The organism is Sandarakinorhabdus sp. (assembly GCF_031430775.1).
In the GTDB taxonomy this organism is placed as follows: domain Bacteria; phylum Pseudomonadota; class Alphaproteobacteria; order Sphingomonadales; family Sphingomonadaceae; genus Sandarakinorhabdus.
The window spans coordinates 1-21,373 of record NZ_JANPCD010000120.1; the positions used below are offsets into that span (position 1 = coordinate 1).

Annotated in this window: 21 protein-coding genes and 1 pseudogene; 9 read left to right on the forward strand and 13 right to left on the reverse strand. The window is 63.9% G+C overall.

The genetic code is table 11. The features are described from left to right. Together RMQ73_RS07505 and RMQ73_RS07510 are read left to right on the forward strand one after the other, a co-directional pair. The coding region (locus tag RMQ73_RS07505; RefSeq protein ID WP_310497478.1) for a TatD family hydrolase at positions 1–390 on the forward strand (390 nt) is incomplete at its 5' end. Positions 391–409: 19 nt separating this feature from the next. After that, entirely contained in the window at positions 410–1,189 is a 780-nt protein-coding gene (locus RMQ73_RS07510) for an MBL fold metallo-hydrolase (RefSeq protein ID WP_310497479.1), read from the forward strand. Here RMQ73_RS07510 and RMQ73_RS07515 read toward each other — a convergent pair. Then, complete coding sequence (locus RMQ73_RS07515) at positions 1,184–2,227, reverse strand: putative sulfate exporter family transporter (protein WP_310497480.1); 1,044 nt, start codon at positions 2,225–2,227, stop codon at positions 1,184–1,186. The genes RMQ73_RS07510 and RMQ73_RS07515 overlap by 6 nt on opposite strands. Before the next feature lie 208 nt (positions 2,228–2,435). On the opposite strand from RMQ73_RS07515, the gene RMQ73_RS07520 reads away from it, so the two are divergent. Both RMQ73_RS07520 and mazG read left to right on the forward strand, forming a co-directional pair. Further along, positions 2,436–3,383, forward strand: coding sequence for an alpha/beta hydrolase (locus tag RMQ73_RS07520; protein WP_310497481.1), 948 nt, complete (start codon positions 2,436–2,438; stop codon positions 3,381–3,383). Next, the gene (gene mazG, locus RMQ73_RS07525; RefSeq protein WP_310497482.1) at positions 3,384–4,196 is read left to right on the forward strand and encodes a nucleoside triphosphate pyrophosphohydrolase; all 813 of its coding nucleotides are present in this window, start codon (positions 3,384–3,386) and stop codon (positions 4,194–4,196) included. It begins immediately after the preceding gene. Here mazG and efp read toward each other — a convergent pair. Next, positions 4,172–4,744 (reverse strand): elongation factor P, encoded by a 573-nt coding sequence (efp, locus tag RMQ73_RS07530; protein ID WP_310497483.1) that lies wholly within the window; start codon positions 4,742–4,744, stop codon positions 4,172–4,174. The genes mazG and efp overlap by 25 nt on opposite strands. A gap of 141 nt (positions 4,745–4,885) precedes the next feature. On the opposite strand from efp, the gene epmA reads away from it, so the two are divergent. After that, the gene (gene epmA / locus RMQ73_RS07535; protein ID WP_310497484.1) at positions 4,886–5,908 is read left to right on the forward strand and encodes an EF-P lysine aminoacylase EpmA; all 1,023 of its coding nucleotides are present in this window, start codon (positions 4,886–4,888) and stop codon (positions 5,906–5,908) included. A gap of 18 nt (positions 5,909–5,926) precedes the next feature. Beyond that, positions 5,927–6,571: an Ada metal-binding domain-containing protein gene (locus RMQ73_RS07540; RefSeq protein ID WP_310497485.1), complete on the forward strand. Its 645-nt coding sequence runs from the start codon at positions 5,927–5,929 to the stop codon at positions 6,569–6,571. On the opposite strand, the gene hflX is transcribed toward RMQ73_RS07540, so the two are convergent. The 7 genes and pseudogenes from hflX to dusB form a co-directional block, all read right to left on the reverse strand. Continuing rightward, complete coding sequence (gene hflX / locus RMQ73_RS07545; RefSeq protein ID WP_310497500.1) at positions 6,568–7,776, reverse strand: GTPase HflX; 1,209 nt, start codon at positions 7,774–7,776, stop codon at positions 6,568–6,570. The genes RMQ73_RS07540 and hflX overlap by 4 nt on opposite strands. Before the next feature lie 194 nt (positions 7,777–7,970). Continuing rightward, positions 7,971–8,192 (reverse strand): annotated as a pseudogene (gene hfq / locus RMQ73_RS07550) (RNA chaperone Hfq); the annotation flags it as partial. A 92-nt stretch (positions 8,193–8,284) separates the two neighbouring features. Then, a complete protein-coding gene (locus RMQ73_RS07555; RefSeq protein ID WP_310497487.1) occupies positions 8,285–9,682 on the reverse strand; it encodes a sigma-54 dependent transcriptional regulator in 1,398 nt (465 codons plus the stop codon). Further along, a complete protein-coding gene (locus RMQ73_RS07560; protein ID WP_310497488.1) occupies positions 9,682–11,985 on the reverse strand; it encodes a PAS domain-containing sensor histidine kinase in 2,304 nt (767 codons plus the stop codon). The genes RMQ73_RS07555 and RMQ73_RS07560 overlap by 1 nt, the downstream gene beginning before the upstream one ends. A gap of 76 nt (positions 11,986–12,061) precedes the next feature. Next, entirely contained in the window at positions 12,062–13,483 is a 1,422-nt protein-coding gene (gene ntrC / locus RMQ73_RS07565) for a nitrogen regulation protein NR(I) (RefSeq protein WP_310497489.1), read from the reverse strand. Beyond that, positions 13,480–14,550 carry an ATP-binding protein gene (locus RMQ73_RS07570; RefSeq protein ID WP_310497490.1) on the reverse strand — a complete coding sequence of 357 codons (1,071 nt, stop codon included), beginning with the start codon at positions 14,548–14,550 and terminating at the stop codon, positions 13,480–13,482. The genes ntrC and RMQ73_RS07570 overlap by 4 nt, the downstream gene beginning before the upstream one ends. Positions 14,551–14,556: 6 nt before the next feature. Beyond that, entirely contained in the window at positions 14,557–15,561 is a 1,005-nt protein-coding gene (dusB, locus tag RMQ73_RS07575) for a tRNA dihydrouridine synthase DusB (protein ID WP_310497491.1), read from the reverse strand. Positions 15,562–15,667: 106 nt separating this feature from the next. On the opposite strand from dusB, the gene RMQ73_RS07580 reads away from it, so the two are divergent. After that, complete coding sequence (locus RMQ73_RS07580) at positions 15,668–16,858, forward strand: bifunctional 2-C-methyl-D-erythritol 4-phosphate cytidylyltransferase/2-C-methyl-D-erythritol 2,4-cyclodiphosphate synthase (protein WP_310497493.1); 1,191 nt, start codon at positions 15,668–15,670, stop codon at positions 16,856–16,858. Then, positions 16,851–17,366, forward strand: coding sequence for a CinA family protein (locus RMQ73_RS07585; protein WP_310497494.1), 516 nt, complete (start codon positions 16,851–16,853; stop codon positions 17,364–17,366). The genes RMQ73_RS07580 and RMQ73_RS07585 overlap by 8 nt, the downstream gene beginning before the upstream one ends. On the opposite strand, the gene RMQ73_RS07590 is transcribed toward RMQ73_RS07585, so the two are convergent. Beyond that, positions 17,303–17,797 (reverse strand): type II toxin-antitoxin system RatA family toxin, encoded by a 495-nt coding sequence (locus RMQ73_RS07590; protein ID WP_310497495.1) that lies wholly within the window; start codon positions 17,795–17,797, stop codon positions 17,303–17,305. The genes RMQ73_RS07585 and RMQ73_RS07590 overlap by 64 nt on opposite strands. Continuing rightward, positions 17,797–18,723 (reverse strand): lipoyl synthase, encoded by a 927-nt coding sequence (gene lipA / locus RMQ73_RS07595; RefSeq protein WP_310497496.1) that lies wholly within the window; start codon positions 18,721–18,723, stop codon positions 17,797–17,799. Before lipA ends, RMQ73_RS07590 begins: the two co-directional genes overlap by 1 nt. A gap of 117 nt (positions 18,724–18,840) precedes the next feature. Between lipA and RMQ73_RS07600 the strand changes: the two genes are divergently transcribed. Then, entirely contained in the window at positions 18,841–19,515 is a 675-nt protein-coding gene (locus tag RMQ73_RS07600; protein ID WP_310497497.1) for a carbonic anhydrase, read from the forward strand. A gap of 232 nt (positions 19,516–19,747) precedes the next feature. On the opposite strand, the gene RMQ73_RS07605 is transcribed toward RMQ73_RS07600, so the two are convergent. Both RMQ73_RS07605 and lpdA read right to left on the reverse strand, forming a co-directional pair. Next, on the reverse strand, positions 19,748–20,110 hold the full coding sequence (locus RMQ73_RS07605) for a hypothetical protein (protein WP_310497498.1): 363 nt from the start codon (positions 20,108–20,110) through the stop codon (positions 19,748–19,750). Positions 20,111–20,113: 3 nt separating this feature from the next. Then, positions 20,114–21,373, reverse strand: a 1,260-nt coding sequence (gene lpdA, locus RMQ73_RS07610; RefSeq protein ID WP_310497499.1) for a dihydrolipoyl dehydrogenase, incomplete at its 5' end; no start/stop codon positions are given.

Genomic DNA, 21,373 nt, shown 5'->3' on the forward strand with positions numbered 1-21,373 from the left:
GATGCCGAAGCCGATACGCTGGCGCTGCTTCGCGAACCCGGCGAAGGGGAATTGCGCGGCGTCATCCATTGCTTCACCGCCAGCCAGGACTTTGCAGAGCAAGCACTTGGCTTGGGTTTTTACATCTCGCTGTCGGGAATCGTCACGTTCAAGAACGCGCGTGATCTGCAGGCCAGTGCGCTGACCATCCCGGCAGACCGCTTGCTGGTGGAAACCGATGCACCGTTCCTGGCGCCGGTGCCGATGCGCGGCAAGACCTGTGAGCCGGCCTTTGTCGCCCATACTGCGCGCTTCGTGGCGGCATTGCGCGGGGAAGGGGAAGCGCAACTGGCCGCCAGCACCACTGCCAATTTCTTTCGGCTGTTTGCCAAGGCGCAGGCGGCAGCGTGACAGCACGCGGCCTTGTGCAATGAAGATCACCATGCTCGGCAGCGGCACGTCCTCGGGTGTGCCAAGGCTTGGCGGCATGGACGGCGCCGGTGATTGGGGCCACTGCGACCCGGCCGATCCGCGCAATCGGCGGCGGCGCGTGTCCTGCCTGGTGCAGCACGGGGATACCAATATCCTGGTCGACACCGGCCCCGATCTGCGGGAGCAACTGCTTGGCGCACGCATCAGTCGGCTCGACGCTGTGTTTCTAACGCATGACCATGCCGATCACAGCCATGGCATCGATGATCTGCGCCAGATATTCCACGCGCAGGGCAGCACGGTCGCCTGCTATGCCAGCCCGGCGACATGGCGCGTGCTGCGGAGCCGGTTCGATTATGTGTTCGAAGGTACGCGCTTTTATCCGGCGACCTGCACGGCCACCGATTTGCACGGGCCAATGCGCGTCGGCGATGTGCTGGTGACACCGTTCCCGCAGCTTCATGGGAACATCGAATCCACTGGCTATCGCTTTGACTGCCATGGCAAGAGTGCGGCCTATTCCACTGATGTCAAAGGCTTTGATAACCGGGCCGATGCTGCACTTTCGGGTCTGGATCTTTGGATTGTCGATGCGCTGCGACGCGATCCGCATCCCACGCACAGCCATCTGGCGCAGACACTGGACTGGATCGGGCACTGGCAGCCGGAGCTGGCGGTGCTGACCCATATGGACCAGACGATGGACTGGGCCGAGGTATCGGCGCAGTTGCCGGACGGCGTCATGCCCGGCCATGACGGGCTGGTGATCGACCTATAGCCGCAGGGCTGCAAAGCCGAGGGCGGCAGCCATGCTCGCGATACTGGCGATGGCACCAATCAGCAGGGGCTTTGGTCCAGCCTTCATGATTTCTGCCAGCGGCGACCGTATGGCCGTGGCGGCGACGGACACGGCCAGCATCGCCGCCGACGCCTGCGCCGCAGCGCCAGACATGACGGCGGGAATGATACCAGTGGAATTGATCGCCGCCACGACAAAGAAACCCGCGACGAACCATGGCAGCAGCGGTGCTGCGCGTTTGCCGCCCGTGATCTTGAACGCCGCCGGAAACGTCACCGCGACCAGCGCAAGGACTGGCGCCAGCAACGCGACGCGCGCCAACTTGACGATTGTTGCAGTCTCGCCGGCACCGGGCGAAAACGCATAGCCGGCGCCAAGCGTCTGTGCGACATCATGAATTGATGCGCCAAGAAAGAAACCGGCCTGAACGTCATTGAAATCAAACAGATGCGCGATCATCGGATAAACGACGAGCGCAACCGAGCTCATGGTCGATGTGCCGACCAGCACCAGCGTCAATTCCGCCTGGCGGATGCGGCGTTCGCCAAGCGTTGCGGCCAATGCCATGGCCGCCGAGGCACCGCAGATGGCCACGGCGCCGCTGGACAGGACGCCAAATGCCGAAGTGAAGCCCAGCAACCGGGCCGCGATCACGCCGCTGCCGATGGTGATGGCGACAATGGCCACGACAGCCAGCAGCGATTCTGGACCAAGCGCCAGGATCTGGGCAAAAGTGATGCGGGCGCCGACCAGCACAATCGCCCAGCGCAACAGTTCGCGCGAGGCCAGTGTCAGGCCGGGCGTCAGGCGCCGGTCTGCCGACAGGAAATTCAGCGCCAGCCCGATGAGCAGCGCCATCAACGTCAGCGGCGCGCCATAGCGGTCGGACAGACTGGCAGCGGCAAGAGTGGCCAGCACCGCAATTGTCAGGCCGGGCAGATAATCCTGGAAGCGAACCTTTGGCGTGGATTCGATATCGCCGAACAGATCGGCGGCCTGAGGCTGTGGCAATGACATCGCCGCAACGGTTAGAAGTTTGCCGACCCGATGCCAAGACCGATAAAATTATACATAATATATATTATCAAGATAATATGCCGGTGTGTGGGGTGGATTGTTTCTCGCTCCTCTCGCCCCGATGCTGTCTCAGGACTTGCCAGCCTGCCATCTCGTCGGCCACCTAGCCAAAGAGCCACAAACAAAAAAGGTCAGCCCCATGGAGTCGATGACGGTTCGCAGCGGCGATATCAATATCGGCGTCGTCCTTGCCGGGCCGGCGGACAGCGCTGATCTTCCGATCCTGTGCGTGCATGGCTGGCCAGAACTATCGCACAGCTGGCGGCATCAAATGGCATATTTCGCCGCTGCCGGTCGCCGCATCGCTGCGATGGATGTGCGCGGCTATGGCCAAAGCGACAAGCCCGATCCCGTTTCGGCGTATTCCCTGAGCGCGCTGGCGTCCGATGTTGCCGCCGTCATCGACGCGCTGGGCGGCCGCGCGATATTGTTCGGCCATGACTGGGGCGCCCCCATCGTCTGGAACACAGCGCTGCGATACCCGCGCCAAGTCGCCGCCGTTGCGGGTCTCAGCGTGCCGTTCTCGCCGTGGAGCGACATGCGCTTTCTGGATGTGATGCGCGTGATGCATGCCGGCAAATTCTTCTACCAATTCTATTTCCAGGCCGAAGGCGTTGCCGAGGCGGAACTTGCAGCCGATCCGGACGCGCTGGCCAAAATCTATCATGCGCTGTCGGGCGATGCCGCCTATCCCGGCTTTGGCCGCAAGGGCCCGGATGGCACGTTGCTCGAAGGCGTTGCCCTGCCCGATCCGCTGCCCGAATGGCTGCCCGAGACGGACCTTGCCATCAGCAAGGCCACATTTGCAGCAGGCGGGTGGCGCGGCCCCCTCAACCGTTATCGCGCGCAGGACATCGATGCCGACGAGGCCGTCCCCTTGCGCGGATTGCACATCTCCCAGCCTGCGGCCTTTATCGCCGGCACGCGCGACCCGGTGCGCTATTTTGCGCCCGGGATGGATTTATACGCCGCTGCCGGTGCCGGCTGCGACGATTTTCGCGGAACCACCCTCATCGACGGCGCCGGCCATTGGGTGCAACAAGAAGCGCCCGAACAGACCAATGCCGCCCTTTTAGCTTTTGTTACAGGTCTTTGAATGTCCGACAACATCTCCCTCGCCCGGCTTTGCGGGATCATGGCGCGGCTGCGCGATCCAGCCGGCGGCTGCCCCTGGGATCTGGCGCAGGACTTCGATTCCATCGCGCCTTACACGATCGAGGAAGCCTATGAAGTCGCCGAAGCCATTGCAGCGCGCGATTGGGCCGAACTGAAAAAGGAACTGGGCGACCTGCTGTTCCAGGTCGTGTTCCACAGCCGACTGGCTGAGGAAGCCGCGCATTTCAGCTTGTCCGATGTCATCAGCGCCGTCTGCGACAAGATGGAGCGCAGGCACCCGCATATCTTTGCCGGCGGCACCCCGGCTCCCGATGCAGCGACACAGAAGCTGGACTGGGAGGCGATGAAGGCCGCCGAGCGCGCTGCTGCTGGCACAACTGACCAGCCGGTATCGGCGCTGGACGGCGTGGCGGCTGCCCTGCCCGCGCTGATGCGCGCCGAGAAACTTCAGGCGCGTGCGGCACGTGTCGGTTTTGAATGGGCCGATGTGTCGGGCGTGCGTGCCAAGCTGGACGAGGAACTGGCCGAATTCGACACCGCAACCTGTGATGCCCACCGCGCCGAGGAGATGGGCGATGTCCTGTTCGTCATCGCCAATCTGGCCCGCCGCCACGGTATCGACCCCGAAGCCGCATTAAGGGCCGGCAATGCCAAGTTCGAACGGCGATTTCGCGCCATGGAAGCGCTTGCCGGGGCAGGCTTCCCTGATCTGCCGCTGGATGACCAGGAAGCACTGTGGCAGCAGGTCAAGCGTCAGGAGCGCGCCGCTCAGTCCTTGGCGCGCTCGACGTAGCTGGAATCTTCGGTGTTGATGACGATGCGCGTGCCGACATCGATGTGCGGCGGCACCATGACTCGCGCGCCGCTTTCGACGGTGGCGGGCTTGTAGCTGGAGGAGGCCGTCTGGCCCTTGACGACGGGTTCTGTCGCCATGATCGCCATGGTGACGCGCGCCGGCAACGAGATGGTGATCGGCTTGCCATCGAACATCAGGATGTGACATTCGGCATTTTCCTGCAGGAAGATGATGCCGTCGCCGATCATCGTTTCCGTCAGGCTGATCTGTTCATAGGTTTCATTGTTGATGAAGATGTAATCCGCACCGTCCTTGTAGAGGTAGTTGTGGCTGACTTCCTCGACAAACGCGCGTTCCAGGCCATCGCTGGTCTTGGTGGTGATGACGGTTTTGACGCCATCGGAAATGCGCCGCATGTCGATGGTCGTCGTTGGCGTACCCTTGCCGGGGCGAAAGGTTTCGGCCTTCAGCACGACATAGAGATGCTTGTCATCATGTTCGATGACCTGGCCCTTGCGGATGTTGCTGGCGATGACCTTGACCAAGTGGCTGGACCTTGTGTCTGGGGCTGGCGGGCGGCATGGCCGGTCCAGCAACGATGGAATGATGCGCGCTGGTAGCTGGCTTGACGCCCGCCGCCAAGGGGCAAGCTGCCGGGAATTGCGCAAGGTGAGGACGAAAGCACGATGACATCACCGTTCTGGGACAGGAATCGCCACGCCGACCGGCGCCCGGCGCTGCTTTTGCGGGGTCGGATCAAGGCGGCGCTGAGGCAATGGTTTGCGGGCCAGGATTTCACCGAGGTGGAATGCGGCGCGCTCCAGGTCTCGCCCGGCAATGAAACGCACCTCCATGGCTTTGCGACCCTTTGGCAGCCCGAGGGCGGCGAACCCAGCGCGCGTTACCTGCATACGTCGCCGGAGTTTTCGGCCAAGAAACTGCTCAGCGCCGGCGAAACCCGCATCGTCGATTTTGCCCGCGTGTATCGCAATCGCGAATCCGGGGCGCTGCATGCACCGGAATTCACCATGGTGGAATGGTACCGCGCCAATGCCCCTTATGCCGATGTGATGGCCGATGCGGCTGCGCTGTGCCGCACGGCGCAGGCGGCGGCCGGCCGGGACGCGCTGACCTGGCGCGGCCACAGCAGCGATGCGATGGCCGAACCGGAGACGTTGACGGTATCAGACGCCTTTGCGCGCCATGCCGGTATCGACTTGCCGGCCATGCTGGACGACCGCGACGCGCTGGCGGCAGCCATGGCAGCGGCCGACCTGACGGTGCGCGCCGACGACAATTGGTCCGATTTGTTCAGCCGGGTGATCGTCACGCGCATCGAACCGCAACTGGGCATGGGCCGGCTGACGATGCTGAGCGAATATCCGATTGCCGAGGCGGCACTGGCGCGGCCCTGCCCGTCCGATCCGCGATTTGCCGAACGCTTCGAGATGTATGCCTGCGGCGTCGAACTGGCCAATGGCTTTGGCGAATTGACCGATGCCGCCGAACAGCGCCGCCGGTTCGAGGCAGACATGGCGGAAAAGCTGCGCATCCATGGCCATGCCTATCCGCTCGACGAGGATTTCCTGGCCGCGCTGGAACACATGCCGCAAGCCAGCGGCGTTGCCCTGGGCTTTGACCGGTTGGCGATGCTGGCCATCGGGGCGCGGCACATCGACGAAGTGCTGTGGACGCCGTTCGCGCCCTGATGTCGGCGGCAATCGGACATGATGTTGCGCCGGGCCTTGGCGCCAGCCCTGCCCCTGCCCTATCATCGCGCCATGCTGGATTTCGACACCTGCAATGATGCCCGGATGCGCCGCGACCCGGCGTTTGACGGGCGTTTTTTCATCGCGGTGAAAACCACGGGCATTTACTGCCGTCCGGTGTGCCGGGTGCGCCAGCCGCTCACACGCAACATCTGCTTCTACCCTTCTGCCGCAGCGGCGGAGCGCGCGGGGTTTCGCCCCTGTTTGCGGTGCCGGCCCGAATCCGCACCCTTTTGCCCGGCCTGGAACGGCACGAAAACCACCACCGGGCGCGCGCTGAAGCTGATCGAAGCCGGCGCGCTGGACGGCAACGGCACGGTGGCCCTGCTGGCGGATCGCTGCGGTGTCGGCGCCCGCCACCTGTCGCGGCTGTTTCAGGCGCATGTCGGCGCCACGCCCATCGAAATGGCCCAGACATTGCGCGTCCAACGTGCCCTGCGCCTGCTCAATGACAGCCAATCGACAATATCCGAAATCGCCCTCGCCTCGGGTTTTTCCAGCCTGAGGCGCTTCAATGAAGTGGTCAGCGCCCGTTATGGCCGGCCACCATCGCAGCTTCGGCATGGCCGGGCGCCCATCATTGCCGGCGCTTCCGGCTCTTAGGCCATCGCTTCGAATCGCGACCAGTCCTTGTCGCTCAGCCGCACCTGCACATTCACCGCGTCGTCCGTATCGCTGCGCCCCACGACTTCGCCATGTTCGTGCAGCCACGCCAGCCGGCGGCCATCACCGTTGGACAATTTGATATCGTGCACGCGCGATCCCGCCCGCAGCAGCGTCGCCATTGCCTCGCATAGCCGTTCCAGCCCTTCGCCGGTCAGGGCCGAAACAGGAATGGCGTCCTCGCTGGCGCGGTCGGCAATCGCGGCGCGGCTGTCGGCGTCAAGAGCATCCATCTTGTTGAACACCGTCAGCATCGGTGTCTGGCGCTGTTCGGGCGCAAGGCCCAGGTCTGTCAGCACGCCAAGCACGTCCGCCGCCTGTGCATCGCTATCGGGATGGCTGATGTCGCGTACATGCACGATCAGATCGGCCTCCAGAACCTCCTCCAACGTGGCGCGAAAGGCGGCAACCAGCTGTGTCGGCAGGTCGGAGACAAAGCCCACCGTGTCCGACAGCACGACCTTGTCATGGCCCGGCAACGCAACGGCGCGCATGGTCGGATCGAGCGTGGCGAACAGCAGATCCTCCGCCCGCACTTCGGCGCCGGTCAACCGGTTGAACAGCGTCGATTTGCCGGCATTGGTGTAACCGACCAGCGCCACCACCGGCCAAGGCGCCTTTTGCCGCTGGCGGCGATGCAGCCCGCGCGTGCGGCGCACGTCCTCCAGATCGGCACGCAGGCGCTGGATACGCTCGCGGATCAACCGGCGATCGGTTTCGATCTGGCTTTCGCCCGGACCGCCCAGAAAACCGAAGCCGCCGCGCTGGCGTTCGAGATGGGTCCAGCTGCGGACAAGCCGGCTGGCCTGATATTGCAGATGCGCCAATTCGACCTGCAACGTGCCTTCGCGCGTCGAGGCGCGTTCGCCGAAGATTTCGAGGATAAGCCCGGTGCGGTCGATGACCTTGGCCTTCAACGCCTTTTCCAGGTTGCGCTGCTGGATGGGTGTGACGGGACCGTCAATGACAACGACCTCGGCGCAAACGGCTGCCACAGTGGCTGCGACTCGTTCGATCTGGCCCTTGCCCATCAGATGCGAAGCCGACGGGCTGCGCAGCCGCACGATTTCGCTGTGCTGGACATCCAGAGCGATTGCGTTTGCCAAGCCGATGGCCTCGGCCAACCGCGCCTCGGGCTGGCGCATCGGCTGTTCCCTGCCCCCATGTTCCTTGGCGTTTTGGGCTTTCCCTTCACGCACAGGCAACACGACAACCGCCACGGAGCCGGTACGCAGCCCGCGCTGTTCATTCCAGCCGTTCCCCGTTCCGGGGCGTTCGTATTGATTCTCTGGCAGCTGTCTCTGTTCGGTCAATCGTCGTCACCTTCGGCGCCATCGGGATCGAACAATTGCACGGGAGACGCCGGCATCACCGTGGAAATGGCGTGCTTGTAAACCAGCTGGCTATGGCCATCACGGCGCAGCAGAACCGAAAAATTGTCGAACCAGGTGATATTGCCCTGAAGTTTGACGCCATTGACCAGAAACATCGTCACCGGCGTCTTGGTCTTGCGGACGGTATTGAGAAACACGTCCTGCAGATTATTGGGCTTGTCGGCCATGGTAGGAAACACCCCCTGTTGTCGTGCGGCAAAAGCCGTACTTTGCAAGGATAGGGTGTCGCAGCGTCTTTCTCAATGGGTTGTGCGCGCACTCATTCACTTTGGGCGTCATCGATAGCCGGGTCATCATTCAGGCCCAGGGCCTTGAGCTTGCGATGCAGCGCCGAACGCTCCATGCCAATGAAGGCGGCTGTGCGACTGATATTGCCGGAAAAACGCCGGATCTGGGCGCGCAGATACTCACGCTCGAACGCCTCCCGCGCTTCGCGAAGCGGCGTACCCATGATCGACCGCACGGCCTGGCCCGGTACCAGCCGCGACGGCTCGGCCGTCACTTCGGGCGGCAGCATGTCGATATCGATCTGGGCAATGCGGTCCGCCGGCGTCAGGATCAGCGTGCGTTCAACGACATTCCTGAGTTGGCGGACGTTCCCCGGCCAGTCATAGGTCTGAAGCGCCGCCATCGCATCTTCGCTGATAGCCGGCGTGGCTGTGCGCCGTTCGGCGGCATAGCGCGCCAGATAATAGGTCACCAGTTCGGCCACATCCTCGCGGCGTTCGGCCAGCGCCGGCAGCCGCACCGGCACGACATTGAGGCGGTAATACAAATCCTCGCGGAACCGCCCGGCGGCGATTTCGGCAATCAGGTCACGGCTGGTGGCGCTGATGACGCGCACATCGACGCGCACCCAGCGGGCGCCGCCGACGCGCTGGAACACCTGTTCGGTCAGCACACGCAGGATCTTGGCCTGTGTCGGCATCGGCATGTCGGCAACATCATCGAGGAACAAGGTGCCGCCGTGCGCTTGTTCGAACAGGCCGGCGCGCACCAGATGCCCGCCCTCCTCGACGCCGAACAAGGCTTCCTCGACGCGCTCCGGCGTCATGCGCGCGGCCGACACCACGACAAATGGCGAGCTTTCGCGCACGCTCCACTGGTGCAGCAGCCGTGCTGCCACTTCCTTGCCCGACCCGGCCGGCCCCGTGATGAGCACGCGGCTGCCAGTCGCGGCCACCCGTTTCAACGTGGCACGCACATTGTTGATCTGCGGGCTTGAGCCGGTCAATTCGGTATCGAACCCGACACGCTCCTTCAGGGCCTCATATTCGCGTTTCAGCCGCTCGGTTTCCGTGGCGCGCCGCACGACTAGCAGCAGTTGTTCAGCCTGGAACGGTTTTTCAATGAAATCATAGGCGCCGCGCTTGATGGCTGCGACCGCCGTTTCGATGTTGCCGTGGCCGGAGATGACCACCACGGGCAAGGTCGGGTCGCGGCGCTTGATCTCGTCGAGCAGTTCGATGCCGTCCAGCCTCGACCCCTGCAACCAGACATCAAGCACGATCAACGATGGCCGCCGTTCTGCCAATGCCGTCAAGGCCTGCTCGCTGTCGCCGGCCACGCGCGTGTCGAACCCCTCGTCACCCAGCACGCCTGCCACCAGGTCACGAATATCGGCCTCGTCATCAACGATCAGGATATCAAGAGCCATCAGGCAGTTACCTTGTCGAACGGTGGAGGGGGAAAGGGCTGGTCGCCGGCCGCGAGATTCCGGCTCAGGCGCACGCGGACACAGGCACCCGGACCGGGATCGGCATCACCAAGATCGAGCGTGCCACCATGGTCGGCGATGATCTTTTTCACAATGGCGAGGCCTAGCCCGGTGCCGCGCGCCCGCGTCGTGACATAAGGCTCGGTCAGCCGGTCACGGGCTTCGTGCGGCAGGCCGATGCCATTGTCGGTGACGGTGATGGTCACGAATTCGGCTCCGTCTGCGATTTCGACCGCGATGCGCCCCGATTCAGCACCCTGTTCACGTTCAAGCCGCGCTGTCACGGCTTCGGCCGCGTTCTTGACCAGATTGGTCAGCGCCTGGCCGATCTGGTTGCGGTCGCAGACAAGCGGCGCGGCCTCGCCATGTGCAGTGAAATGGATCGCCGGAAACGCCACTTCCTGCAGGACCAGCGCCTGGGCCACGGTGCGTTCGATACTGTCGGGTGCCAGCAACGGCTTGGGCAGACGCGCAAATTCGCTGAATTCATCGACCATGCGGCGCAAGTCACCAACCTGCCGGACAATCGTGCTGGTCAGGGTGCCGAAGGTATCGGCATCCTCGGTGATCTGGCGCCCGAACTTGCGTTGCAGGCGCTCCGCGGCCAGTTGAATCGGTGTCAGCGGGTTCTTGATTTCATGCGCGATACGCCGCGCGACATCTGCCCATGCGGCGCGGCGCTGATTGGCCAGCTGCGCCGAAATATCGTCGAATGTCAGGACATAGCCGCGTTCCTCGTCCTTTTCGGGGCCGGCTTCGCCGCCGATGCGCACCGCTAGCGTCTGGGTTTCAGTGCCGCGCTCGATCCTAACCTGGCCGGAGGCGTCGCCTGTCTGGCGCGCCAGATTCAGCAGATTGCCCAGCGCCGGCACCGCTTGGCTCAAGGGCTGTCCCTCAAGTGCGTGCGCCGGCATCTGGAGCAGCGCTGCTGCAGAACTGTTGGCAACGCGAATGATTCCGGCCGCCGAGATCGACAGCACGCCCGCCGAAACACCCGACAGCACCGCTTCGGTAAATTGGCGGCGGACATCGAGCTGGTGGTTTGCCGCCAGCAGTTCATTCTGCTGGGTCTTCAACTGGCTCGTCATCCGGTTGAACGCCCGCGCCAGCGTACCAAGCTCGTCCGGCGAGCCAACCACGCGCACGCGCGCATCAAGGTCCCCCGCCCCGACACGCTCCGCCGCCAGCGCCAGGCGCGCGATCGGCGCCACGAGCCGGTTGGCCAGCCACAGCGCGAACCAGATCGCCACCGCCAGCGTCAACAGCGACACCCCCATCAGAATCAGGTTGAACCGCAATTGCATGACGCGCGACCGCTCGCGCAGGGCCTGATACTCACCCAGCGCGCCAGCCGCCTTGTCGGCACGCGCCAGAATGGCCGGATCGACCTTGCGGCTGACATACAGGAACCGCCCGCGCACCGCATCATCGACCAGCAACGCCTCGACCCGGTCGCGGCCCTTGGCGACCAACGTGGCATTGCCTATGCGGGCCTGTGCGAAATCCTCCGGCCGTATGCGGCGCGCCAGTTCGGCAACGGTCAGGCCCGATATGGCGGCCGCCTCAAGGGTGCCATCAGCCGCACGGGCGAACCATGCCGCCTCCTCGAATCCGCGTGCATCCATCTGGTAGCGGAATCCGCGCCCGAACTGTTCGGTACCAAGCCCGAAGTCGCGGGCATAGGCATTGATGTCGGTGTCCATGGCGATGATATCGCTGGCAACGCGCTGGCGGTTTTCCTCATAATAGGCTTGGGCAACCTGGTTCGAGCTGTCGAGCACGGTCTTGACCCGGTCCGAAAACCAGAACTGCACGCCGAATTGAAACAGCAGCGAGGCAAAGATCACCACGAGCAGCGTTGGCACTGCCGCAATCCCGGCAAACAACGCCACCAGCCGGATATGCAGCTGCGCGCCAGCCAGCCCGCGCCGGCGATTGGCCAGCAATATGGCAATACGCCGGGCAATCAGCACCACCAGCAGCATCACCGGAATGAGATTGGCAACAAGCAGCGCCGTTACCAGCGAAGGCGAAGCGCCATTGGCCGGCGCGCCCGTGCCGGTCAGCAGGGCATAGCTGGACCACCCCATGACGATGGTCGTGCAAGCGGCAATCAATTCGAGGCGCGGAAAAATGTCCTTGCGCCGCGCCCAGCGTTCGGTGCGGCGCCAGAGCCGGCGCCAGCGGGCAAAGCCCTGGCGGCTGGGGCCGCGCCTCACGGATTCAGGGGACGACTCGTTCATTCTCTGTGACCCTATCCCACAACCGTGGCGCAAGGAACACAGTCGTTGCGACAAAGCGACACATTTGCGGAGCCGACTAGTTCCGACGAACCGACCCCGGATCAAGCCTGAGATCGTTGAGTTTCTTGCGCAAGGTGTTGCGGTTGATGCCAAGCAGCTTGGCGGCTTTCAACTGGTTGCCACCAGTGGCGTCCAGGCACGCTGCTAGCAATGGCCGCTCGACTTCGGCCAGCAGCCGATCATAGACGCCATCGGGCGGCGAGGCGTCGCCAAAATCGGCAAAATACCGTGCGATGTGATGCGCCGCCGCCTCACCGAGCCCCCCGGTGCCCTCGCTGGCCACCTGTCGCATGCGTACCGATAGCCCGGCGTTGATGGCTGCGGCGCTTATGGTATCGCCCCGTTCGAGAACGGCCAGTCTGCGCATCAGGTTTTCCAGCTCTCGGACATTGCCGGGCCAGCCATGTCCGGCCAGCGCCGCAATTGCCCCTGCCTCCAGCGATTTTCGCGGCAGCCCCTCGGCAGCGGCAGTATCAAGGAAATGCCGCGCCAGAACGCCGATATCATCGCCGCGCGCCCGCAAAGGCGGCAGCGGCAGCGGCACGACATTCAACCGGTAGAACAGATCCTCGCGAAACCGCCCGGCAGCCACCAGCGTTTCAAGGTCCTGGTTGGTCGCCGAGACAATGCGGACATCGGCATGAATAGCGCGCTGGCCGCCGACGGTCGTGAACTCACCGGTTTGCAGGACGCGCAGCAGCCGGGTCTGCGCCTCCAGCGGCATGTCGCCGATCTCGTCGAGAAACAATGTGCCGCCCTGCGCCTGTTCGAACTTGCCGGCGTTGCGCGATGCCGCCCCCGTAAAGGCGCCGCGTTCATGGCCGAACAGTTCGCTTTCGATCAATTCGCGCGGGATGGCCGCCATGTTGACCGCCACGAACGGGCGGGCGCGGCGCGGCCCCATGTCATGGATGGCCCGGGCCACCAGTTCCTTGCCGGTGCCGCTTTCGCCAAGGATCATGACAGTCAGGTCATTGGGAACGACCCGCGCGATGCGCCGATAGACCTCCTGCATCGCCGGCGAGCGTCCGAGCAGCGGCGAACCATCACCCAGATCGGCATCCGCGGTAGCCAGGCTGCCCTCAAGGGCGGATGCGACCGCGACCGTCAGTTCATCGATATCGAATGGCTTGGGAAGATAATCGAACGCCCCCTGCTCGGTGGCGCGCACGGCCGTCGAAAGCGTGTTCTGCGCGCTCATGACGATGACCCGCAGGCCGGGACGCATGGCCAGCAGTTCGGGTATGGTATCAAGGCCGTTGCCATCCGGCAGGATGACATCGCTGACCACCACATCGCCGGCACCGGACGCCACAAGCTCCTTCAACCCGGCGATGGTCTGGGTGAGCAGCACCCGGTAGCCAGCGCTTTGCAGCGCCTGCCGCACCACTGTCCGAATGGCGGCGTCATCATCGGCGACAATAATAGTAGCGGTCATGACTGGGGTTCCCTTGGAAGAGCCATGGGCAAGAGAATCCTGAAAATGGTCATCGCCGGATTGCGGGCGCGCTCATACTCGATGATACCGCCATGGTCGGCGACAACCTTGGCCACAAGTGCCAGCCCAAGACCGGTGCCTTGCGCCTTGGTCGTCACGAACGGTTCGAATACATGGTCCACAAGGCCCGGTTCGATGCCGGGACCATTGTCCATGATCCGCACTTCGATCGGCAGCGACACCGATTGGTCCGCGCCGGTGCGAATGCGAAAGCCGGTGCGATAGCTGGTGGTGATAACGATCTCGCCGCCGTCACCCGTGGCTTCGGCTGCGTTTTTCAGCAGGTTGAGGATGACCTGCACCATCGCATCGCGGTTGGCATGCACCGGCGGCAGCGACGGGTCATAGCGTTCCGAGATGGTCAGGCCGCGGCCAAAGCCGGTTGCAGCCACCTGCCGGGCGTGGCCCAGGATTTCATGGATATTCTCGCTCTGACGGTGGACGGGCCGCGTATCCGTAAAGCTCTCCATGCGGTCGACCAGCTTGGCGATCCGGTCCACTTCGGCGACGATCAGGTCGGTCAATTCCTGCGCATCTGGCGACCGCCTGCGTCCCAGCAGCTGGGCGGCGCCGCGTATGCCCGACAGCGGATTCTTGATTTCATGGGCCAGCATCGCGGCCACCCCGACTGCCGAGCGCGCGGCACCGCGCTGGTGCATCTGCCGGCCCGCAAGGCTTGCCACCGACCGGGTCTGGAATGCCACGGTCATCCAGTCAGGCGCTTCAGCGGCCGGCGATGTCAAAATGTCGGCTTTTACCGTGCGGCCGCCGGGAAAGACCACGTCGATATCATAGGCGGCCTGGCTGCTGCCGTCGGACAAGCTGCGCTGCACCAGACGCTCGACAATGGAATCAGGTCCCAGAGCGACCGACCAGCCACGTTCAAGCAATTGCTGCTGGCTGGCATTGAAAAATGCTTCCGCCGCCGGATTTGCCAGGGCAATGCTGCCGTCAGGCCGAACCAATATGGCCGGGACAGACAGTCCGCCAAGCAATTGCCAGGGCACTGGCCGCTATGCCGCCATGGCCGGCGCCGCATGCTGACCGGCATAGAACTGTTCGATCATGTCGAGGACGACTGCGGGTTCGGCCACCTGATTGACTGCACCCCGGAAGGCCGCACTGTCGAACAGGCCCTTGGTGTACCAGCCAAGGTGCTTGCGCGCCAGATTGACGCCGATGACCGGACCATAAAGGTCGAGGATGAGCTGGTAATGTTCACGCACCAACGCATATTGTTCGGCAATAGCCGGGTCCGCCGGCACCGGCCTGCCTGTCAGCGACGCCATGGCCTGCGCGATCAGCCATGGTCGGCCATAGGCGCCGCGACCGATCATCACGCCGTCTGCGCCCGATTGGTCCAGCGCCGTGCGCGCATCATCTGTTGAACAAATGTCGCCATTCACGATTACAGGGACTTTGACAGCGTTCTTTACATTGGCAATGAATTTCCAGTCCGCCGTGCCGGAATAAAGCTGGCAGCGCGTGCGGCCATGCACGGTGATCAGTTGGATGCCCAGATCCTCGGCAATCCGTGCCAGTTCCGGCGCATTGAGGCTGTCATGGTCCCAGCCCATCCGCATCTTGAGCGTCACCGGCACCTTCACCGCCTTGACGGTTGCCTCGATGATGCGTGCGGCCAGCGGCACTTCGCGCATCAGCGCCGAGCCGGCATGCCCGTTGACTACCTTTTTCACCGGGCAGCCCATGTTGATGTCGATGATCGCCGCGCCCATGCCTTCGTTCAGCTTGGCCGCTTCGGCCATGCGCGCCGGATCGCAGCCGGCCAGCTGCATGCTCACCGGTTCCTCGCACGGGTCCCAGGCGGCCTTTTGCAGCGACTGGCGGGTTTCGCGGATCATCGCCTCGCTGGCGATCATTTCGGTCACGGTCAGGCCGGCGCCATAGCGCTTGACCAGCGTGCGGAACGGCCGGTCGGTGACACCGGTCATCGGCGCCAGGATGACCGGCATGTCGATCCGCACCGGACCGATATCGAGAGGCTGGATGAGACGCATGGTTCTGCCCAAAAAACAGGCAGCGGCAATAGCGCGGATGGCGGGGCTGGGCAAGTGCGCCTGCCATGGCTTCTATCCCGCCGCGAAACTGGCTAGACACACGCCCATGAAAATTCACGCCCTGATCGTGGCCGCCGGCAAGGGCATTCGTGCCGGCGGCGGCCTGCCCAAGCAGTATCGCGTTGTCGCGGGCGCGCCACTGCTGCGCCATGCCGTGCTGGGATTGATCGGGCACCCCGGCATCACTGGTGCCACGGTCATCATCAATCCGGGTGACCGGGCGATGTATGATGACGCTGTCGGCGATCTGGCACTGTCGCCGCCAGTGGCGGGCGGCGCCACCCGGCAGCTATCGGCATTGGCCGGCCTCGAAAGCCTTGCCGGCGACCCGCCGGATATCGTGCTGGTCCATGATGCGGCGCGCGCCTTTGTGCCTGCCCCCGTCATCGATGCGCTGCTCGCGGCGCTGGCCGACGCCGGCAACGACGGTGCCTGCCCTGCCCTGCCTGTCACCGACAGCCTCAGGCGCGGCACGGGCCATTTCGACGGCGCCGTGGACCGCGACGGCCTTTGGCGGGTGCAGACCCCGCAGGCGTTTCGCTATCCGGCGCTGCTGGCTGCACACCGCGCGGCAGCGCCCGGCGCCACCGACGAGGCAGCGATTGCCATGGCGTCCGGCATGAAAATCGCCATCACGCCAGGCAACGAGCGCGCTTTCAAGGTGACGGAGCCTCAGGATTTTGCCAAGGCAGAGGCGATGACGCTTTATTCCTCCCGCGCCGCTTCGGGCTTTGATGTCCACCGTTTCGGACCCGGCGATCATGTCTGGCTGTGCGGTGTCCAGGTGCCGCATGATCACGGCCTTGTCGGGCACAGCGATGCCGATGCAGGGCTTCACGCGCTGACCGATGCGCTGCTCGGCACGATTGCTGCGGGTGACATCGGCGATCATTTTCCGCCCAGCGACAATCGCTGGAAGGGCGCCGCGTCCGACCAGTTCCTCGCCCATGCGGCCGGGCTCGTGAGGGCACGCGGCGGCATCATCGATCACGTCGATGTGACACTCATCTGCGAACGCCCGAAAATCGGCCCGCACCGCGCCGCCATGCAGGCCCGCATGGCCGCAATTCTGGCCATCGATATCTCTCGCGACAGCGTCAAGGCGACCCCCACCGAGGCGCTTGGCTTTACTGGTCGGCAAGAGGGCATTGCGGCTCAGGCCATGGCCAGTGTGCGCCTGCCGGAGGGTGTTTGCCTGCCGGAGGGTGTTTGCCTGCCGGAGACAGTTGATGTTTGAGCCCGTCATGCTTGCGGCGGCCCGCGCGGTGCTTGAGGCCAACCGCGCCGCCGGGAAAATGCTGGTGACGGCGGAAAGCTGCACCGGCGGACTGGTGGCAGCAGCACTGACGGAGATTGCGGGGAGTTCCGATGTCTTCGAACGCGGATTCGTCACATATTCCAACGAATCCAAGATGGAGGCGCTGGGCGTTTCCGAAGACATGATCGCCACCTTTGGCGCCGTGTCCGTGGCAACGGCCTGGGCAATGGCGCAGGGCGCGCTCAAGCACAGCCAGGCCGATATCGCGGTCGCCGTGACGGGCGTGGCCGGGCCAGGCGGCGGCAGCGCGTCCAAGCCCGTCGGCATGGTGGTGTTTGCCCGCGCCCAGCGCGGCGCCGATCCCGAAGTGGTGGTGGCCGATACCCGACAGTTCGGCGACCTTGGCCGCAGCGAAATCCGCCGTCAGGCGGCGCTGGTGGCGCTGGCGCTGTTGATGCCGGATGCCTGCGCCGACAGCGTGCCGTAAACAGCGGCGGCGCGCGCTTCAAAGGCGGCGACCATGCGCTCGAATGCCTGGGCGAAAAACAGCCCGGCAAGCCGCTCGAACATGCGGTTTTTGAATTCGAAATCCACGGCAAAATCGATTTCGCAGCCGCCCGGCGCATCTCGGAAATGCCAGTCGTTGCGCAGATATTTCAGCGGGCCATCGAGATATTCGACATGGATGTGGCCCGGCCTGTCCAGCGTCACCCGGCTGGTGAAGCGTTCGCGCACCATGCGAAAACCCACGACCATGTCAGCGATCACGACACTGTCAGGCTGGTCATTCTTGCGCGGATGAATCCGCATGGCCTGCACCCATGGCAGGAATTCGGCATAACGCCCGATATCGGCCACAAGATCGCACATCTGCGCCGCCGACCATGGCAGGGCGCGGGTTTCGGCGTGGCGCGGCATCAGCGCGCCTTGCCGCCCACGTCGGCACTGCGCTTGGCCTGCATTTCGGCAAAATCCTTGCCCGCATGATAGCTTGAGCGAGTCAGCGGCGTGGCGGCAACCTGCAAAAAGCCCTTGGAACGCGCCACGGCGGCATAGGCCGCGAACGATTGCGGCGTCACGAATTCCATCACCTTGGCATGGCGCGGCGTCGGCTGGAGATATTGGCCGCAGGTGAGGAAATCAACGCCGGCCGAGCGCATGTCGTCGAACACCTGGTGCATTTCCTGCGCCGTCTCACCCAGCCCGACCATCAACCCCGATTTGGTGAAGATACGCGGGGACAGCCGCTTGACCTGATCAAGCAGCCGCAAAGAATGATAATAGCGCGCACCGGGACGGATGGTCGGATACAGGCGCGGCACGGTTTCCAGATTGTGATTGTAGACATCCGGCCCGGCCGCGACGATGGCTTCGACGGCGGCGGCCTGCTTGTTGCGGAAATCCGGGGTCAATATCTCGATGGTCGTGGCAGGCGCATGCCGGCGCAGCGCCTCGATCACCTTGACGAACTGGCCGGCGCCGCCGTCAGGCAGATCGTCGCGGTCCACCGACGTGATGACGATATGTTCAAGCCCCAGCGCGGCGGCGGCCTCGGCAACATGCTCCGGCTCGGCAGCATCGACGGCGCCGGGCATGCCGGTCTTGACGTTGCAGAACGCGCAGGCCCGCGTGCAGGTATCGCCCAGGATCATCACCGTGGCGTGTTTCTGGCTCCAGCATTCCCCGATATTGGGGCAAGCGGCTTCTTCACAGACGGTGTTGAGCTTGAGCCGGCGCATCAGCGCGCGGGTTTCGGCATAGGCCACCGATGTCGGCGCCTTGACGCGCAGCCAGTCAGGCTTGCGGACCCTTGGAGAGGTGATATCGAGCAGGTTTTCGGTCATGCCCCGGCACATAGACCTTGCCAGCAGTTCTGCCAATCGGCCAAGGATGACGCAGCAGTCATGTGCGCTCAAAGTCTGATTTCAGGGGGCATGGCCCCGCGCCAAAGGGAGGCTTTCATGCCGGAATTTCGCCAGTTGCTCGAAGGCTATCGCCGCTTCCGCCAGGGCAGCTATGTCGAGCAGCGGCAGCGCTATGACGCGCTCGCTAACAAGGGCCAGGCGCCCAAGGTGCTGATCATCGCCTGTTCCGACAGCCGCGTCGACCCGACCCGCATTTTCGACGCGGAACCGGGCCAGATGTTCGTCATCCGCAACGTCGCCAATCTGGTGCCGCCCTGCGACCCCGATCACAGCCAGCACAGCACATCGGCCGCCATCGAATATGCCGTCACCCAGCTCAAGGTCCATCATGTCGTCGTGCTTGGCCATGCCCGTTGCGGCGGTATCCAGGCCAGCCTTGACGGCACATTCGAAGACGCGCGGCCCGGCGAAGGCGGCTTCATCGGCCGCTGGATGGAAATGATCGCCTCGGCGCGCGACACCATCCGGGCAGCAGCCGCCATATCGCCCGACATCGACGCGGCCAGCGCATTGGAATTGGCCGCCATCCGCATGAGCCTCGCCAATCTGCGCAGCTTTCCCTTCGTTGCGCAGGCCGAGGCGGCGGGCGAACTGCAACTTCAGGGCGCGTGTTTCGATATCGCCGACGGTGTGCTCAAAGTGCTCAACCGCGAAACCGGGCTGTTCGAGGCCGTGACAATGGAATGGGCGCTGGACGGACCGCCATCCTGACAAGACCGCCAACCTGAAAAGGGGATGGGCGCACCCGGCACAACAGGGGGAAGTACCGGGCACGCCCAAACGGTCTGGCGGGGTTGGCAAGGGCAGTTGCCGCACCATTCTCCGAACCGCTGAGTTCATATTGGACCGATACGGTATGGGTTGCAAGCGTTTTTATGGATTTATTGTAATGTAACGCGAATTGCATTATTCAATGCAAATTCAATAGCTTTACTTTTTTCGGCTACTTCGGCGCTCGCTCATATACACGTCCGCGCGTGTCACGGCCCCCGGCAGCCTGGCTGACATTTTGCTTGAAACCCTTGTAGCTGCACCCCGTCCAGCCGCCCGGCCCATAGGCGCTACAGCCGCCTATCGAGCCGACATCCATGCCAAGCAGGCTGTTCCGCTCCGCGCTGACACTGGCGGTGCCGCGCTCCCCAAAACTGCGCGGCATTTCGATGGGCGACCGGAACGGTGATTTTCGCTGCTCTGCATCGGCGCACACGATAATCTCGCCCGGCGCCGCCCTGGGACACAGCGCGCTCCACCCCGGCGGGATCGGAAGCAACGCGGTTTCCACAAGCAACAGCAACGCGGCCAACATAGGCTAATAGTGCAACGCCCGCCCCCAGGCGTCCAGCACGCTTTCGTGCATCATTTCCGAAAGCGTGGGATGCGGGAAAATCGTCTGCATCAGCTCGGCTTCTGTCGTCTCAAGGGTGGCCGCGATGGCATAGCCCTGGATCAGCTCCGTCACTTCGGCGCCAACCATGTGCGCGCCCAGCAATTCGCCGGTGACGGCATCGAACACGGTTTTCACGAAACCCTCGGCCTCGCCCAGCGCAATCGCCTTGCCGTTGCCGATGAACGGGAATTTGCCGATCTTCACCGCATGGCCAGCAGCTTTTGCCTTGGTTTCGGTCAGGCCGATGCTGGCAACCTGCGGCCGGCTGTAGGTGCAGCCCGGAATGCGCTTTACGTCCATGGCATGCGGATGGCCGCCGGTCATGTGCTCGACGGCGATGATGCCCTCATGGCTGGCCTTGTGCGCCAGCCAGGGCGCGCCCGCCACATCGCCGATGGCATATAGCCCCGGCACATTGGTGCGGCACATGCCATCGATGACGATATGGCCGCGGTCAGTCACCACGCCCAGCGCTTCCAGCCCGATGTCTTCGGTGTTGGGCACGATGCCGATGGCACAGATGACATGGCTGAACTGCTGAACATCGGCCTTGCCGTCGGCGCCGGTGATCGTCGCCGTGACGCCGTCCGCGCCGGGCGTCACGTCCGACACCTTGGCGGCGGTCATGATGGTCATACCCTGCTTTGCCAGGGTCTTGGCCATGAAAGCCGACACGTCCTCGTCCTCAACGGGCAAGATGCGGTCGAGCATCTCCACCACGGTCACCGAAGCACCCATGTCGCTGTAGAAGCTGGCAAATTCGATACCGATGGCACCCGACCCGATGACCAGCAATTTCGTCGGCATTTCCGGCGGCACCATGGCATGGCGATACGTCCAGACGCGCAGGCCATCGGCCGGCAGCCCGGGAATTTCGCGCGCGCGTGCGCCCGTGGCAATAATCGCGTGCTTGCCCGTCAGCACCCGCGTCCCGCTGCCGGTGGTGACGGTGATCTCGGTCGGGCCGGTCAGCCGCCCCTGCCCTTCAACCACGGTCACCTTGTTCTTCTTCATCAGGCCCTTGACGCCGCCGTTCAATTGCGCGGCCACCTTGCGGCTGCGTTCGGTCACCTTGGCGAGATCGAACGACGGTTTTTCGACGCTTAGGCCATAGGCGCTGGCATGGGTGATGTAGTGATAGATTTCCGACGTGCGCAGCAATGCCTTGGTCGGGATGCACCC

Coding starts and splice junctions, on each gene's coding strand:
- lipA (WP_310497496.1), bottom strand. CDS start 18,723: ATGACCGAAAACCTGCTCGATATCACCTCTCCAAGGGTCCGCAAGCCT.
- RMQ73_RS07600 (WP_310497497.1), top strand. CDS start 18,841: ATGCCGGAATTTCGCCAGTTGCTCGAAGGCTATCGCCGCTTCCGCCAG.
- dusB (WP_310497491.1), bottom strand. CDS start 15,561: ATGCGTCTCATCCAGCCTCTCGATATCGGTCCGGTGCGGATCGACATG.
- RMQ73_RS07520 (WP_310497481.1), top strand. CDS start 2,436: ATGACGGTTCGCAGCGGCGATATCAATATCGGCGTCGTCCTTGCCGGG.
- ntrC (WP_310497489.1), bottom strand. CDS start 13,483: ATGACCGCTACTATTATTGTCGCCGATGATGACGCCGCCATTCGGACA.
- RMQ73_RS07585 (WP_310497494.1), top strand. CDS start 16,851: ATGTTTGAGCCCGTCATGCTTGCGGCGGCCCGCGCGGTGCTTGAGGCC.
- RMQ73_RS07560 (WP_310497488.1), bottom strand. CDS start 11,985: ATGAACGAGTCGTCCCCTGAATCCGTGAGGCGCGGCCCCAGCCGCCAG.
- RMQ73_RS07540 (WP_310497485.1), top strand. CDS start 5,927: ATGATGTTGCGCCGGGCCTTGGCGCCAGCCCTGCCCCTGCCCTATCAT.
- epmA (WP_310497484.1), top strand. CDS start 4,886: ATGACATCACCGTTCTGGGACAGGAATCGCCACGCCGACCGGCGCCCG.
- hflX (WP_310497500.1), bottom strand. CDS start 7,776: ATGCGCCAGCCCGAGGCGCGGTTGGCCGAGGCCATCGGCTTGGCAAAC.
- RMQ73_RS07590 (WP_310497495.1), bottom strand. CDS start 17,797: ATGCCGCGCCACGCCGAAACCCGCGCCCTGCCATGGTCGGCGGCGCAG.
- RMQ73_RS07555 (WP_310497487.1), bottom strand. CDS start 9,682: ATGGCTCTTGATATCCTGATCGTTGATGACGAGGCCGATATTCGTGAC.
- RMQ73_RS07510 (WP_310497479.1), top strand. CDS start 410: ATGAAGATCACCATGCTCGGCAGCGGCACGTCCTCGGGTGTGCCAAGG.
- mazG (WP_310497482.1), top strand. CDS start 3,384: ATGTCCGACAACATCTCCCTCGCCCGGCTTTGCGGGATCATGGCGCGG.
- RMQ73_RS07580 (WP_310497493.1), top strand. CDS start 15,668: ATGAAAATTCACGCCCTGATCGTGGCCGCCGGCAAGGGCATTCGTGCC.
- RMQ73_RS07515 (WP_310497480.1), bottom strand. CDS start 2,227: ATGTCATTGCCACAGCCTCAGGCCGCCGATCTGTTCGGCGATATCGAA.
- RMQ73_RS07605 (WP_310497498.1), bottom strand. CDS start 20,110: ATGTTGGCCGCGTTGCTGTTGCTTGTGGAAACCGCGTTGCTTCCGATC.